The following is a 14,897-nucleotide window of genomic DNA, read 5'->3' on the forward strand; positions in this document are numbered from 1 at the left end:
GCTCCGCACCAAGGTAATTGGCGTACGGAAATGCAACTTGGCAAGTTCTGCGTCGAGTGTTCAGCCAGTGGTAGGCGAAGTCTCGATGTTTGCTACTGAGGGAGCCGTTTCATCAGTGGTTTTTCTTTGTCGGAAAATCCCCATGAAGATCAGCGTCATCAGCAGGCTGGACAATGTAAGGAATATATAAAGTGCGGTTCCGCTGAGGTTCTGTATAAACAGTCCGCCGACAATCGGCGAGAGAGAAAAACCAATGCTGTATAACGACGCGGCACCAAAGTAGGCACCTCGCAGATTAGGTGGCGCCAGGCTGTCGACAAACATGTTGATACATGGAAAGAGCAGGGTCTGGCTGATACTCATGAGCAATACAGCGCCATACCACAATGCCTTGATGTCGTAGTTGTGTGCAGCCAATGCAAAGCCGGCCTCGCCGAGAATCAACAGGGCCGAGCCAAGATAGATCTTGGTATTCAGCGATACCGACGACAGCGCACTGGCAAGCGGTAACTGCAGTATCACGATCGTCGAGGCATGCAAGACAATCAACGAGGCGATAAAGGGCAGGTAGCCTTCGAAGGCAAGGGCGGCCATCAGCTGCGGCAGGCTGGAGTCAAAGCTGCCAAAGATGAACATCATGATGATGTTATTGATCACCAGCGCGAGGAACAGATGGTCTCTGGCGAGCACGCCCATGGTGCTTTTGAAACTGGTGGTATTGACCGCCTTGAGGGTTACGCCTTTACCGAAGATCACCACGCCGACCAGCAGCAGCACATAGGACAAGGTCACCAGGACGAAGGACAGTGAGTCGGCGGAGATCCCAAGCTTTAGCCCGAAGTAGGGGCCTGTCGCCGCACCGGCGTTCAAGAAAAAGTAGCGTAGATGCATGGCGCGCTCGACCAGAGGTCGAGATTCGATGACATCGCCGATGATGGTTTTGATCGGGTTGTTGACCAGTGCCCACGACAGGTTTGCCAGCAGAGTCCCGGCAATGTAGCCATAAGCGCTGCTGCTGATGCCCAGTAGCAGATAAGAACTTGCCGCCACGACGCAGCCCAGCACGATGATTTTCAAGCGGCCGATTTTGTCCGACAGGTAACCGCTGTAAAAACTCGCTATCGACGACAGGGCGATGGACAGGGTCAGGATCAGGCCGATAAACGTCGCACTGAAACCAAACCGGGTGTACAGCACGATCGAGATAAACGGCCAGACCATCATTGAAGTTGCACGGGTTACAAAGGTGCCGATAAATAATATCCAGATGAACAGTGGCATCTCGGAAAGATATTGGGTGATACCGGTTTTTAATGAAGTATGCATGTTGATGGCGGCCGTGTTTCAAATCCGCGAAAAGTGCAGATTGAAGTGGTTGAATCAATGCATTGCCGACGCTGATCGCTGTAGTAATTCATCCGCAGCTAAATGAAAGTGCGCGACACACCCTGCCATCCGGACGGAATAACGGATTGTGTCGATGGATGTATTACTGAAAAGCCGAGCGACAGTCTATGCGCAAGTTTCGCTAAGTCTTGGACAGTAAAGTTCGCTGCGACCTACACGTTTCAGATGTCGGGTAGACCAGCGTCGAAAGGGAGGATAAGGGAGAGCCGATATCATTCCTTGAATATCGTTGAACACGTCATTGCATCCTTTGCAGTGTTGAGGCGAGTCTACATAAGCTGTCACAGAATGTTAATAAAAAATTCACATTTAAATTTTTATGTTCGACTTCGAATCTGACCGCGGCTTTGACTCACCCGTTCGTTAAGCGAGCAGGGCCTGTCTGAAAGACGAAACGGCGGCGTCAGTCTTTACCCGGGTGGGCGCAGAAGGGCAGGCATATGAAAAGAATGTCGGGCGTGAAGACGCGCTGACAAGCTCGGCGGGGCCGATGCTTGCCAGCGGTTGGAAGGGGTTACTCGGCAATCTGCAACTTGCGCGACTCGGTGTACACGTAACGGACTTTCTCGTACTCGAACGGCGAGTTCATCTGGCCGTAGCGGAAGTTGGTCTGGTAGCGCTTGTCGACCGCGCGCAGGGCCCAGATTTCCGGGTGGTTTTCGCTGACTTTCGACACGTTCAGGTAGTTGATCGCCGATTCGGCGGTGTAGTCGACGGCCAGGCCGGCGGTGTCGCGGATGTTCGACGGGCCGAGGATCGGCAACACGAAGTAGGCGCCGCCCGGTACGCCGTAGAAGCCCAGGGTCTGACCGAAGTCTTCGCTCTGGCGCGGCAGGCCCATGGCGGTGGCCGGGTCCCACAGACCGGCGACGCCGATGGTGGTGTTGAGCAGCAGCCGCGCCGTGGTTTCCATCGAGCGCTTGCCCTTGAACTGCAGCAGGCTGTTGACCAGGTTCGGCACGTCGCCGAGGTTGTTGAAGAAGTTGCTCACCCCGGTACGCAGGAAGCTTGGCGTCACATAGCGATAACCGTCGACCACTGGCAGGAACACCCATTGGTCGAAGCGGTAGTTGAAGTGGTAGACGCGGCGGTTCCACGACTCCAGCGGGTCGTAAACGTTGAGCGCGTTAAGCGTCGAGCGTTCGAATTCACGCTGGTCCAGACCCGGGTTGAATTTGAGTTTGGACAGCGGTTCCTTGAAGCCGTCGTTGTCGACCACCACTGGCGCGTTGGCTTTGCTGTTGTCGGCCTGGGCCACGCCTGCACTGAGGAGCGCTGCAATCAGCAGGAGATATTTAGCCACGGAAGAACTCCAGCATGGCGTCGCTGTTGACGCGGTAGTTAAGGTTGCCGCAATGGCCGCCGTAAGGATAAACGGTCAGGCGATCGCCGAAGGTCTTGCGCAGGAAACCGAGGTCGCCGGGGCCGAGGATCACATCGTCGGCGTTATGCATGACGGCGATTTTCGGGCTGTCGTGCAGGTAATCCTTGAGCGCGTACAGGCTGACCTGGTCGATCAGTTGCAACAGGCTGCCGCCGTCGGTGCGCGCACGCCACATCGGGATTACCTGTTCGGTCAGGTAGCAGTCGAAGTCGCATTGCAGCGCACGCTTGAGGAATGGCGTGAGGCTGGTGCCTTCGGTGATCGGGAATTTCGGCGGGGTGATCAGGCCGCGACGGTTGATCAGGTCGGAAGTGAAGGCAATGTCGGCCGCCGAGAAACGGAACGAGGTGCCGATCAGCATCGCCATCTGTTCGTTGGTCAGATGCTGTTTTGACTGCTGGAAGTCGTAGAGCAGGGCGTCGTTGAGGTCGATGTAGCCTTTCTGCTGGAAGTAGCGGGTCAGCTTGTTCAGCACCAGTTCATAGAAGGTGGTGCTGTTGTTGATGCCTTTCACCTCGGTCTGCACCAGCTTGTCGAGGTTGGTGATCGAGGTATAGAGGTTGACCGGCGGGTTGAGCAGCAGGACTTTCTTGAAATTGAAGCTGCGCCGGGTTTCGTCCAGGTGCGCGACGAACGCTGCATCCAGCGCACCGAGGCTGTAGCCGCTGAGGTAGTACTCGGTGACCGGCAATTTCGGATGTTGCGCGCGCACGGCTTGCATCACCCGGTACATGTCTTCGGCGTCTTCCTTGGTGATGCCCGGGGTGGCGAAGCGTGAGGCGGCGCTGATGAAGTCGAAGCTGGTCGGCGACGACAACTGCACGACGTGGTAGCCGGCCTTGTAATAGAGCTTCTTCAGGTATTCGTTGATCGCGCTGTCATAGCGCGCGCCGGTGCCGGCAATCAGGAAGATCAGCGGCGCCGGTTTGTCCTGTTCGGCGATGCGGTACGTGAGTTTTTTCACTGCCCAGAAATTGTCCGGGAGAATGAATGCCCGTTCCGGGCGCAGGGTAATGCTGTGGTCGGACTGGTTGATCTCGTCGTCCGACGGCAATTCCGGGCGCAGGTCCGGTGGCGTCGTGGCGATGGTCGCCTCGAACGGGTTGGTCAGGGGATAGCCATAACCGGCGGCATCGATATCCACCGCCAGTGCGGACGCACTCAGAATAAGGCCGCAGAAAAGCGCGGCGAAGCGCAAGGAACGGAGCATGACTGGATCCCTTAAAGGAAGGTGCCGAATGAAGTTCGCAGGCTATGACCACCGGGGTTGCGCCAAAGTGCCATGCCTCGGCACCAAACAGGCAGAATTCGGAGTAATAGTAGCTGGACGATACACTTTGCAAGGCGCGGATGACCAGTTAACAGTTGTTAGTACTTGCCAACGGTACAAGTGCGATTAAGCTGGCCGCCGATTTCGTTGATTGGAGAGATTCATGTCCCGCCGCTTGCCCGTGATGCTGTTGCTCGTTCTGTTGCCGCTGTGGCTGGCCGCCAGTTATGGCGCGCGTTATGGCTTTATGGAGGACGGTCGGTGGGTTGGCATCTGCGTCGATGAAGCGAGCCGTTGGGAATGCTCGGTACGTTCGAACCTGGGGCTGATGATCCACTTCAAGGTATTGGGCTGGACCGCGCTGGGTGCGGCGCTGCTGGGTTTTGTGCTGCCCGGGCGGGCAGGGTGGTGGCTGGCGGTGCTGGCGCTGGTGTTCGGGTTGCCGGCGCTGGCGTTGTACAACACGACTTTCGCGGTATTTGCGGTGGTGATTGCCGGGTTGCGGTTGGTCCGGGAATCCCGTAGCGCCTGATAGTCAGCCTTCGCGAGCAAGCCCGCTCCCACATTTGATTGCATTCCAACTGAAGGAACTCGATTAAATGTGGGAGCGGGCTTGCTCGCGAAGGGGCAAGACTGGCCTCTGGAGATCAGCCCTTGCGAACCCGCAGGCAGCGCCAAAGTGCCGCCACCAGCAACCCGCTGACCAACGCCCAGCCCCATGCCTGCTGATTCAACAATCCTTCTTCATACAACTGCGGCGCAATGCCGGCGCCGATGATAAAGGTCAGCAGGGCGATTTCCCGACGCGGCACGCTGACCGGCCGGCACACGTAAACCAGCGCCGGCAAGATGAACGCCATGCTGGCAAAGCTGCGATAACGTGCGTCGAAGACCATCTCCAGCATCATCACCGCCGCCGCGAAACCTGCCAGCGCCACCAGCCAGCCGGCACGGCGCTCGAGCCGATTGAAGACGCGTTCACGCCAGCCTTGGCGGGCGCTCAGGCTCAACGCAGCATGGGCCAGCACTAACAGATTCAATACCGTCAGCAAACCGACCCACAGCCATTCGCTGGCAAACCGCGTGGTCACTCGCGCCAGATCACCCCAGGCGCCGATCGAGCAGGCGGCCAGCGCACCGAGCAGCGGCAGGATCAACGCCGATCGGGTGGTGCGCACCCGGCCGCCGAGCAGCAGCGTGCCGAGGAAGATCAGCCCGCCAACCCCCAGCCATTCCTTCCAGTACGGCACGTTGGTCACTGGTCCGGCGAGCACGCCCTTGTCCTGGCGATCGGCATCGAACAGGCCCCAATAGCCGCCCACCGCACCTTCGCTGCCACGCTTCCATGGCTGGTCGAACGCCTCGATCAGGTTGTAATGCCAGCCTTCCTTCTCGGCCATCGCGACAAAGCCACGAATGAACTTGGCCTCGTTGACCCGGCTCGGCAGGGCGGTCTCGCGCTGGCGACCTTCGCTGGGCCAGCCGGTCTCGCCGATCATCACGTCCTTGGGCGCGAACTTGTTGCCGAACACCTGACGCACATCCGCCACATGTTGCAGGGCGACGTCGATGTTCGACGGATCATCTTCCCAGTACGGCAGCAAGTGAATGGTCAGGAAGTCCACCGCCGGCGCGACTTCCGGGTGCTTGAGCCAGAACTCCCAGACATCGGCGTAGGTCACCGGTTGCTTGACCTGGCTTTTGACCTTGTTGATCAGTCTGGCCAGTTGCGCGCCGGTGACTTCCTTGCGCAGCAAGGCTTCGTTGCCGACGATCACCGCGCTGACCACATCCGCGTTGGCGTTGGCCGAGGCGATCAACTGGTCGACCTCTTTTTCGGTGTCCACCGGGTTGCTGTTGACCCAGGCGCCGATCATCAGCTTCAAACCGTGTTTGCGCGCCAGTTCCGGCAGCGCTTCGAGGCCGGTCATCGAGTAGGTGCGGATGCATTGAAAACGCGTCGCCAGCAGGGCGAGGTCGGCGTCCATGCGCTCCGGGCGCAGTTTGAACGGTACGTCGAACGGCGACTGATCCTTGTCGAACGGCGTGTAGGAGGCGCATTGCAACTTGTGCGTCGGGGTCGCGGCGTCCGGCAGGATCACCGGTTTGCCGAGGCCGTACCAGAAGCCACCGAGGGCAAACAGGCCGAGCAGGCAGGCGAAGAGGTAAGGAAGAAAGGGAAAGCGGGAAGTCGCGGACATGGTCAGGCCGAGTGGCTGCAAAGCGACGCATGTTACCTGCATTTTTCAGCGGTTGGTGGCCTGCATGATTTGTCCATGCAAAGTTCGGGCGGATTGTCTGGCGCCATTTATTCGGAGGCGATTAATGGCCTTCTGATGTCGTTTCTCGGTGTATTGAGGTCGCTGACAGAGCAGGTCGCTGCGGGCGTCAGGCCGATGATCGAAAGCGTCAGCACTCCACTGGCGTTCAAGCGAGTTTGCGGTCAGGCGTGATGGGGGCGCTGTGCACCATAACAATACGTTGACGATGCCCGGCATCCGTTGGGCGCAGCATTTCGGGGAAGTAAACGATGAAGATGCGACGACTTTTAGGCGCAGGTGCCGCTCTGGTGCTTGCGATGAGTTCCACATTCGCCAGCGCTGAAAAACAGACCCTGAACATCGGTTACGTTGACGGCTGGTCCGACAGCGTCGCGACCACCCATGTGGCGGCCGAGGTGATCAAGCAGAAACTCGGCTACGACGTGAAGTTGCAAGCCGTCGCCACCGGGATCATGTGGCAGGGCGTGGCCACCGGCAAACTCGATGCGATGCTTTCGGCCTGGCTGCCGGTCACCCACGGCGAATACTGGGCGAAGAACAAGGATCTGGTCGTGGATTACGGCCCGAACTTCAAGGATGCGAAAATCGGCCTGATCGTGCCGGAGTACGTCAAAGCGAAATCGATCGAAGACCTCAAGACCGATGACAGCTTCAAGAACCGCATCGTCGGCATCGACGCCGGTTCAGGCGTAATGCTCAAAACCGATCAGGCGATCAAGGATTACGGCCTGGACAAATATACGCTCAAGGCCAGTTCCGGCGCCGGCATGATTGCCGAGCTGACCCGCGCCGAGAAAAAGAACGAATCGATTGCGGTCACCGGTTGGGTGCCGCACTGGATGTTCGCCAAGTGGAAACTGCGCTTCCTCGACGACCCGAAAGGCGTGTACGGCGCGGCTGAAACCGTGAACAGCATCGGCAGCAAAGAGCTGGATGCCAAAGCGCCTGAAGTCGCCAAGTTCCTGAAAAACTTCCAGTGGGCGTCGAAAGACGAGATCGGCGAAGTCATGCTGGCCATCCAGGACGGCGCCAAGCCAGAAGCGGCGGCCAAGGATTGGGTCGCCAAGCACCCGGATCGCGTGGCTGACTGGACCAAATAAAAGTACCAACAACGCCTGACCCCTGTGGGAGCGAGCTTGCTCGCGAAAGCGGTGTAACAGTTGACAGAAATGTTGGCTGACACGACGCCTTCGCGAGCAAGCTCGCTCCCACATTTGTTTCCAGCGACAAGTCCCGTCTTGCAGGGTTTACGGCTCTTTCAACGCCTCTTTCCAACTCTTTCGGCTAATTACCGTCCGAAAATTGGCGAAAACGTCATGTCGTTCTAATACTAAGGTCGTCTGGAACCCGTTCCGCAGCCGCATACAGTGGATACGTTCCAACAATAATCTGTGCTGCGAGGATAAAAACAATGAACGACAGCATTTACCTCTCGATTCAAAACAGCCCGCGCTTCAAGGAGCTGGTGAGAAAAAGGGAACGATTCGCCTGGATTCTCTCGGCAATCATGCTCGGGCTTTACTCCGCATTCATTCTGCTGATCGCGTACGGGCCGCAAGTGCTCGGGGCGAAACTCAGTCCCGGGTCTTCGATTACCTGGGGTATTCCGATCGGTGTCGGCCTGATTGTCTCGGCCTTCATCCTGACCGCGATCTACGTACGGCGCGCCAACGGCGAGTTTGACGACCTGAACAATGCGATTCTCAAGGAGGCTCAGCAATGATCCGGCGTCTACTGGCTCTTTTGAGCATCGCAGCGTTCGCTCCGGCCGTCTGGGCCGCTGACGCCTTGACCGGCGAAGTCCACAAACAACCGCTCAACGTTTCCGCCATCGCCATGTTCGTGGTGTTCGTCGGTGCGACCCTGTGCATCACCTACTGGGCCTCCAAGCGCAACAAGTCGGCCGCCGACTACTATGCGGCGGGCGGCAAGATCACTGGTTTCCAGAACGGTCTGGCGATTGCCGGTGACTACATGTCGGCGGCGTCCTTCCTGGGGATTTCCGCGCTGGTGTTCACCTCCGGCTACGACGGCCTGATCTACTCGATCGGCTTTCTGGTGGGCTGGCCGATCATTCTGTTCCTGATCGCCGAGCGTCTGCGTAACCTGGGCAAATACACCTTTGCCGACGTGGCGTCCTACCGCCTCGGGCAAACCCAGATCCGTACCCTGTCTGCCTGCGGTTCGCTGGTGGTGGTAGCGTTCTACCTGATCGCGCAAATGGTCGGTGCCGGCAAGCTGATCCAGCTGCTGTTCGGTCTCGACTACTACGTCGCGGTAATTCTGGTCGGTATCCTGATGTGCATGTACGTGCTGTTCGGCGGCATGCTGGCGACCACCTGGGTGCAGATCATCAAGGCTGTGCTGTTGCTGTCCGGTGCCTCGTTCATGGCGCTGATGGTGATGAAACACGTCAACTTCGACTTCAACACACTGTTTTCCGAGGCAATCAAGGTTCACCCGAAAGGTGAAGCGATCATGAGCCCGGGCGGTCTGGTGAAAGATCCGATTTCGGCGTTCTCCTTGGGCCTGGCCCTGATGTTCGGTACCGCTGGTCTGCCGCACATCCTGATGCGCTTCTTCACCGTGAGTGACGCCAAAGAAGCCCGCAAGAGCGTGCTGTATGCCACCGGTTTCATTGGCTACTTCTACATCCTGACCTTCATCATCGGCTTCGGCGCGATTCTGCTGGTCAGCACCAATCCTGACTTCAAGGATGCGGCGGGCGCTCTGCTCGGCGGCAACAACATGGCGGCGGTGCACCTGGCTGACGCAGTGGGCGGCAGCATCTTCCTCGGCTTCATCTCGGCGGTGGCGTTCGCGACTATTCTGGCGGTGGTGGCGGGTCTGACCCTGGCCGGTGCTTCGGCGGTGTCGCACGACCTGTATGCCAGCGTGATCAAGAAGGGCAAGGCCAACGACAAGGATGAGATTCGCGTGTCGAAGATCACCACCATCGCATTGGGTGTGCTGGCGATTGGTCTGGGCATCCTGTTCGAAAGCCAGAACATTGCGTTCATGGTCGGCCTGGCGTTCTCCATCGCGGCGAGCTGCAACTTCCCGGTGCTGTTGCTTTCGATGTACTGGAAGAAGCTGACCACCCGCGGCGCGATGATTGGCGGCTGGTTGGGGCTGGTGAGTGCGGTGGGGCTGATGATCCTTGGCCCGACCATCTGGGTGCAGATTCTGCATCACGAGAAGGCGATCTTCCCGTACGAGTATCCGGCGCTGTTCTCGATGGTGATCGCGTTCATCGGGATCTGGTTCTTCTCGATCACCGACAAGTCGGCTGCGGCCGAGAACGAGCGGGCGCTGTTCTTCCCGCAGTTTGTGCGTTCGCAGACGGGGTTGGGGGCGAGTGGGGCGGTTTCGCACTGATCGCTGATTAGATGTTTTGAGTGAAATGCCCTGGTTGAGAGATCGGGGCATTTTTTTTGTGGGCGGTTATCGGGCTGGAATTGGGTGCATATCCATTGCTGCGGTCACGGCGGCTTAGGGTTCCGCCCTTACGGCGGGTCACTTTTGGCAAACGCCCCAAAAGTAACCAAAAGGTCTGTGCCCTGACGTTCGGCCCTCGCCTGGGCTCGGGTTCCTTCGCTGCGGGATTCATCCGGGGGGCAGCGCCTACGGTTTGCTTCGCTGCACCTCCTCTCGCTGTGTTTGGCTGCGCCAAACGGTCGCTGCGCTCCCACCCCCGGATAAACCCCTCCACTCAGCCTGCCGACGGGCCCTGAGATCAAAAGCTTTACTCGAGCTAACGCTCATTGTGTTGAGTGGGGCGGCTTCGCCGCAGGGGGCAGCACGCAATCTGAACTGTACCTGCTGGCGATGGCGGCCTACGAGCCGACCGATCTCTAACTGAATGCACCCGGCCCAACTGTGGGAGCGGGCTTGCTCGCGAAGGCGGCCTGTCAGCCGACCAATCTCCAACTGAATACACCCAATCCCATGTAGGAACTGCCGAAGGCTGTGATCTTTTGATCTGCTTTGGCTTTGGCTTTTGATGTGGCTTTTGATCTTCAGGCCCCTTCGGCAGGCCGAGCGAAGGTGTCCATCAGGGGGTAGGCGCGTAGCGCCATGCGGCGAAGCCGCATCCATCGAGAGGAGGTGCAGCGAAGCAAACCGGAGGCGATGCCCCCGGATGGACACCGTAGCGAGGGAACACTGAGCCTAAGCGAAGTGCCGTACGCCGGGGCAAAGCCTTTTGGGTTACCTTTTCGGCGTTTGGAAAAGGTGACTCGCTGTAAGAGCGAAACCATAGGAGGCCGTTACCGCAGCAACGGATATACACCCAAAACCCCAAAACCCCAACAAACAAACAAAAACGGCCTCTATATAAGAGGCCGTTCCCGATCCAACTTCAAGACGTTATCGCAAGACAGGTCTTATTTACGGTCTTCCAGCTTGGTGATATCACGCGACTCGTAGCCAGTATACAACTGGCGCGGACGGCCAATCTTGTACGGGCTGGAGAGCATTTCTTTCCAGTGCGAGATCCAGCCGACGGTACGGGCCAGAGCGAAGATCACGGTAAACATGCTGGTTGGAATGCCGATCGCCTTGAGGATGATCCCCGAGTAGAAGTCGACGTTCGGGTACAGCGAGCGCTCGATGAAGTACGGGTCGGTCAGCGCGATCTCTTCCAGGCGCATGGCCAGTTCGAGTTGCGGATCGTTGTTGATGCCCAGTTCTTTCAGCACTTCGTCGCAGGTCTGCTTCATCACAGTCGCGCGAGGGTCGCGGTTCTTGTAAACCCGGTGACCGAAGCCCATCAGCTTGAACGGATCGTTCTTGTCCTTGGCCTTGGCGATGAACTTGTCGATGTTGGACACATCGCCAATCTCGTCAAGCATGGTCAATACGGCTTCGTTCGCACCGCCGTGGGCAGGGCCCCACAGTGCGGCGATACCGGCGGCGATACAGGCGAACGGGTTGGCACCCGAGGAGCCTGCCAGACGCACGGTGGAGGTCGATGCGTTCTGCTCGTGGTCGGCATGGAGGATGAAGATCCGGTCCATGGCCTTGGCGAGTACCGGGCTGATCGGTTTGATCTCGCACGGGGTGTTGAACATCATGTGCAGGAAGTTTTCCGCGTACGTCAGGTCGTTGCGCGGGTACATCATGGGTTGGCCCATGGAGTACTTGTAAACCATCGCTGCCAGGGTCGGCATCTTGGCAACCAGACGGATCGCGGAGATTTCGCGATGCTGCGGGTTATTGATGTCCAGGGAGTCGTGGTAGAAGGCCGAGAGGGCGCCGACTACGCCGCACATGACGGCCATCGGGTGGGCGTCGCGACGGAAGCCGTTGAAGAAGGTTTTCAGCTGCTCGTGAACCATGGTGTGGTTTTTCACGGTGCTGACGAACTGGGCCTTCTGTTCTGCGGTCGGCAGTTCGCCGTTGAGCAGCAGGTAGCAGGTTTCCAGGTAGTCCGACTTTTCAGCCAGCTGTTCGATCGGGTAGCCGCGGTGCAACAGAATGCCGTTGTCGCCGTCGATATAGGTGATCTTCGATTCGCACGAAGCGGTCGACATGAAACCCGGGTCGAAAGTGAAGCGGCCCGTGGCCGTCAGGCCCCGAACATCGATTACATCGGGACCAACGGTGCCGGTTAAAATGGGCAGCTCGACGGGGGCTGCGCCCTCGATGATCAACTGCGCTTTTTTGTCAGCCATGTGGCCTCCTATTTATGCTTGAACCATCAGACAGACCCCCCACGCAGGGCCCGCACCACTATAGTGAGATAAATTCGAATGTCAATTTGCCTAAAGTCTTGCTCCAGAAGGCTTTAAGCGCACTTTTTCCTCGAAATTGACTGCCATTTACGCCTTTTATGCGACTTGTGCAATCAGCTATTGGGGGTAGGTGATTGCGTTGTCATTAGTAGCCTAACTGTCTATACTCGGCCACCGACCGCCAAGGGCTTTTGGGCTTGCTTTCATTGGGGGTCGCATCCCTGGGTGGTGGTTACCTGACCAGTGCACTCCCCAACAACTTTGCCCTGATTGTTAGGGGCTCTTCAGTGTGAAAAAAAAGCCGTGAAAAGCCAACGACCTGTAAACCTAGACCTAAGGACCATCAAACTCCCAGTCACTGCTTACACGTCCATTCTTCACCGTATCTCCGGTGTCATCCTCTTTGTGTGCCTTGCCATCATGCTTTACGCATTGGACAAGTCGCTGAGCTCCGAGGAAGGCTTCGGTCAGGTGAAAGCGTGTCTGACCAGTCCGCTAGCCAAGCTAGTGATTTGGGGCATCCTGTCCGCTCTGCTGTATCACCTGGTTGCCGGTGTGCGCCATTTGATCATGGACATGGGCATCGGTGAGACGCTGGAAGGCGGCAAGCTGGGCTCGAAAATCGTTATCGCCGTTTCCGTGGTGGTAATCGTTCTGGCAGGAGTCTGGATATGGTAACTAACGTCACGAACCTCTCGCGTTCGGGCCTCTATGACTGGATGGCGCAACGTGTGTCGGCGGTCGTTCTCGCGGCTTACTTCATCTTTCTGATCGGATACGTCGTGGCCCACCCAGGCCTCGAGTACGCCCAGTGGCATGAACTGTTCGCTCACAACGGGATGCGTATTTTCAGCCTCCTGGCCCTTGTTGCTCTCGGCGCTCACGCCTGGGTCGGCATGTGGACCATCGCGACTGACTACCTGACGCCAATGGCGTTCGGCAAGTCCGCGACGGCTATACGTTTCCTTTTCCAGGCAGTATGCGGCGTTGCGATGTTCGCTTACTTCGTCTGGGGTGTGCAGATTCTCTGGGGTATCTGAGTCATGGCTAACATTCCAACGATTTCTTTCGACGCCATCATTATTGGTGGTGGCGGTGCCGGCATGCGCGCTGCGCTGCAGTTGGCGCAGGGCGGTCACAAGACTGCGGTGATCACCAAGGTTTTCCCGACCCGTTCGCACACTGTATCCGCCCAGGGCGGCATCACCTGCGCGATCGCGTCCGCTGACCCGAACGATGACTGGCGCTGGCACATGTACGATACCGTCAAGGGTTCCGACTACATCGGTGACCAGGACGCTATCGAATACATGTGTCAGGAAGGCCCGGCTGCCGTTTTCGAGCTGGACCACATGGGTCTGCCGTTCTCGCGTACCGAACAAGGCCGTATCTACCAGCGCCCGTTCGGTGGTCAGTCCAAGGACTACGGTAAAGGCGGCCAGGCTGCCCGTACCTGCGCAGCGTCCGACCGTACCGGTCACGCGCTGCTGCACACCCTTTATCAGGGCAACCTGAAAGCCGGTACCACGTTCCTGAACGAGTACTACGCGGTCGACCTGGTGAAAAACCAGGAAGGCGAGTTTGTCGGTGTGATCGCGATCTGCATCGAAACCGGCGAAACTTCGTACATCCGTGCCAAGGCTACCGTACTGGCCACTGGCGGTGCTGGCCGTATCTACGCCTCCACCACCAACGCCCTGATCAACACCGGTGACGGCGTTGGCATGGCGCTGCGTGCTGGCGTGCCGGTACAAGACATCGAAATGTGGCAGTTCCACCCGACCGGCATCGCCGGCGCCGGTGTACTGGTGACCGAAGGTTGCCGTGGTGAAGGTGGTTACCTGATCAACAAGCACGGCGAGCGTTTCATGGAGCGTTATGCTCCGAACGCGAAAGACCTGGCTGGTCGTGACGTGGTTGCCCGCTCGATGGTTAAAGAAATCATCGCCGGCAATGGTTGCGGTCCGAATGGCGACCACGTGATGCTCAAACTCGACCACCTGGGCGAGGAAGTGCTGCACAGCCGTCTGCCAGGCATCTGCGAACTGTCGAAGACTTTCGCACACGTTGACCCGGTGGTTGCTCCGGTTCCGGTTGTTCCGACCTGCCACTACATGATGGGCGGCGTTGCCACCAACATTCATGGTCAGGCGATCACCCAGAACGCCGAAGGCGTGGATCAGATCATTCCTGGTCTGTTCGCGGTAGGTGAAGTGGCTTGCGTATCGGTGCACGGTGCCAACCGTCTGGGTGGCAACTCGCTGCTCGACCTGGTGGTATTCGGCCGCGCTGCCGGCCTGCACCTGGAGAAGGCGCTGACCGACGGCATCGAATACGACGACGCTACCGAGTCCGACATCGAAGCAGCCCTGTCGCGTCTGAACGCGCTGAACGGCCGTACCGATGGCGAAGACGTGGCCACCCTGCGTCGCGAGCTGCAAAGCTGCATGCAGAACTACTTCGGTGTGTTCCGTACCGGCGAATACATGCAGAAAGGTATCGCTCAACTGGCCGATCTGCGCAAGCGTATCGCCAACGTGAAGATCAACGATAAGTCGCAGGCGTTCAACACTGCACGTATCGAAGCGCTCGAGCTGCAAAACCTGCTGGAAGTGGCTGAGGCTACCGCCATCGCGGCCGAAGTACGTAAAGAGTCCCGCGGCGCTCACGCCCGTGAAGACTTCGAAGACCGTGACGACGAAAACTGGCTGTGCCACACCCTGTACTTCCCGGGTGAGAAACGCGTCGCCAAGCGTGCCGTTAACTTCTCGCCGAAGACTGTTCCGACTTTCGAACCTAAAGTCCGGACTTATTAAGGG

General features: G+C 58.2%; 12 protein-coding genes. 7 read left to right on the top strand and 5 right to left on the bottom strand.

The genetic code is table 11. The annotated features are described in order from the left end of the window. Positions 1-60 precede the first annotated feature (60 nt). The 3 genes from V9L13_RS00770 to V9L13_RS00780 all read right to left on the bottom strand — a co-directional run bounded on the left by V9L13_RS00770 (position 61) and on the right by V9L13_RS00780 (position 4,001). Complete coding sequence (locus tag V9L13_RS00770; RefSeq protein ID WP_338801176.1) at positions 61-1,326, bottom strand: MFS transporter; 1,266 nt, start codon at positions 1,324-1,326, stop codon at positions 61-63. A gap of 595 nt (positions 1,327-1,921) precedes the next feature. Further along, entirely contained in the window at positions 1,922-2,710 is a 789-nt protein-coding gene (locus tag V9L13_RS00775) for a VacJ family lipoprotein (RefSeq protein WP_003222981.1), read from the bottom strand. Then, positions 2,703-4,001: a hypothetical protein gene (locus V9L13_RS00780; RefSeq protein WP_003222983.1), complete on the bottom strand. Its 1,299-nt coding sequence runs from the start codon at positions 3,999-4,001 to the stop codon at positions 2,703-2,705. The genes V9L13_RS00775 and V9L13_RS00780 overlap by 8 nt, the downstream gene beginning before the upstream one ends. Positions 4,002-4,224: 223 nt before the next feature. On the opposite strand from V9L13_RS00780, the gene V9L13_RS00785 reads away from it, so the two are divergent. After that, positions 4,225-4,593, top strand: coding sequence for a hypothetical protein (locus V9L13_RS00785; RefSeq protein ID WP_338801179.1), 369 nt, complete (start codon positions 4,225-4,227; stop codon positions 4,591-4,593). 115 nt (positions 4,594-4,708) lie between these two features. Here V9L13_RS00785 and V9L13_RS00790 read toward each other — a convergent pair whose 3' ends face one another. Then, positions 4,709-6,304, bottom strand: a complete 1,596-nt coding sequence (locus V9L13_RS00790; protein WP_338801180.1) for a beta (1-6) glucans synthase — start codon at positions 6,302-6,304, stop codon at positions 4,709-4,711. A gap of 287 nt (positions 6,305-6,591) precedes the next feature. Here V9L13_RS00790 and V9L13_RS00795 point away from each other — a divergent pair, with 287 nt between their 5' ends. The 3 genes from V9L13_RS00795 (at position 6,592) to V9L13_RS00805 (ending at position 9,721) form a co-directional block, all read left to right on the top strand. Then, on the top strand, positions 6,592-7,443 hold the full coding sequence (locus tag V9L13_RS00795; protein WP_003222989.1) for a glycine betaine ABC transporter substrate-binding protein: 852 nt from the start codon (positions 6,592-6,594) through the stop codon (positions 7,441-7,443). Positions 7,444-7,754: 311 nt separating this feature from the next. Then, positions 7,755-8,066, top strand: coding sequence for a DUF485 domain-containing protein (locus tag V9L13_RS00800; protein ID WP_003222991.1), 312 nt, complete (start codon positions 7,755-7,757; stop codon positions 8,064-8,066). Continuing rightward, positions 8,063-9,721: a cation acetate symporter gene (locus V9L13_RS00805; protein ID WP_103486067.1), complete on the top strand. Its 1,659-nt coding sequence runs from the start codon at positions 8,063-8,065 to the stop codon at positions 9,719-9,721. The genes V9L13_RS00800 and V9L13_RS00805 overlap by 4 nt, the downstream gene beginning before the upstream one ends. A gap of 1,007 nt (positions 9,722-10,728) precedes the next feature. Here V9L13_RS00805 and gltA read toward each other — a convergent pair. Further along, positions 10,729-12,018, bottom strand: a complete 1,290-nt coding sequence (gene gltA / locus V9L13_RS00810) for a citrate synthase (RefSeq protein WP_003222994.1) — start codon at positions 12,016-12,018, stop codon at positions 10,729-10,731. Between the two features lie 363 nt (positions 12,019-12,381). On the opposite strand from gltA, the gene sdhC reads away from it, so the two are divergent. From sdhC to sdhA, 3 genes are read left to right on the top strand one after another with little or no spacing between them, the layout of a single operon-like run. Further along, positions 12,382-12,756, top strand: a complete 375-nt coding sequence (gene sdhC, locus V9L13_RS00815; protein ID WP_016773673.1) for a succinate dehydrogenase, cytochrome b556 subunit — start codon at positions 12,382-12,384, stop codon at positions 12,754-12,756. Further along, on the top strand, positions 12,750-13,118 hold the full coding sequence (sdhD, locus tag V9L13_RS00820) for a succinate dehydrogenase, hydrophobic membrane anchor protein (RefSeq protein WP_003222999.1): 369 nt from the start codon (positions 12,750-12,752) through the stop codon (positions 13,116-13,118). The genes sdhC and sdhD overlap by 7 nt, the downstream gene beginning before the upstream one ends. Positions 13,119-13,121: 3 nt before the next feature. Beyond that, a complete protein-coding gene (sdhA, locus tag V9L13_RS00825) occupies positions 13,122-14,894 on the top strand; it encodes a succinate dehydrogenase flavoprotein subunit (protein ID WP_003223001.1) in 1,773 nt (590 codons plus the stop codon). Positions 14,895-14,897 lie beyond the last annotated feature (3 nt).

It is taken from the genome of Pseudomonas sp. RSB 5.4, assembly GCF_037126175.1.
Taxonomy (GTDB): domain Bacteria; phylum Pseudomonadota; class Gammaproteobacteria; order Pseudomonadales; family Pseudomonadaceae; genus Aquipseudomonas; species Aquipseudomonas fluorescens_H.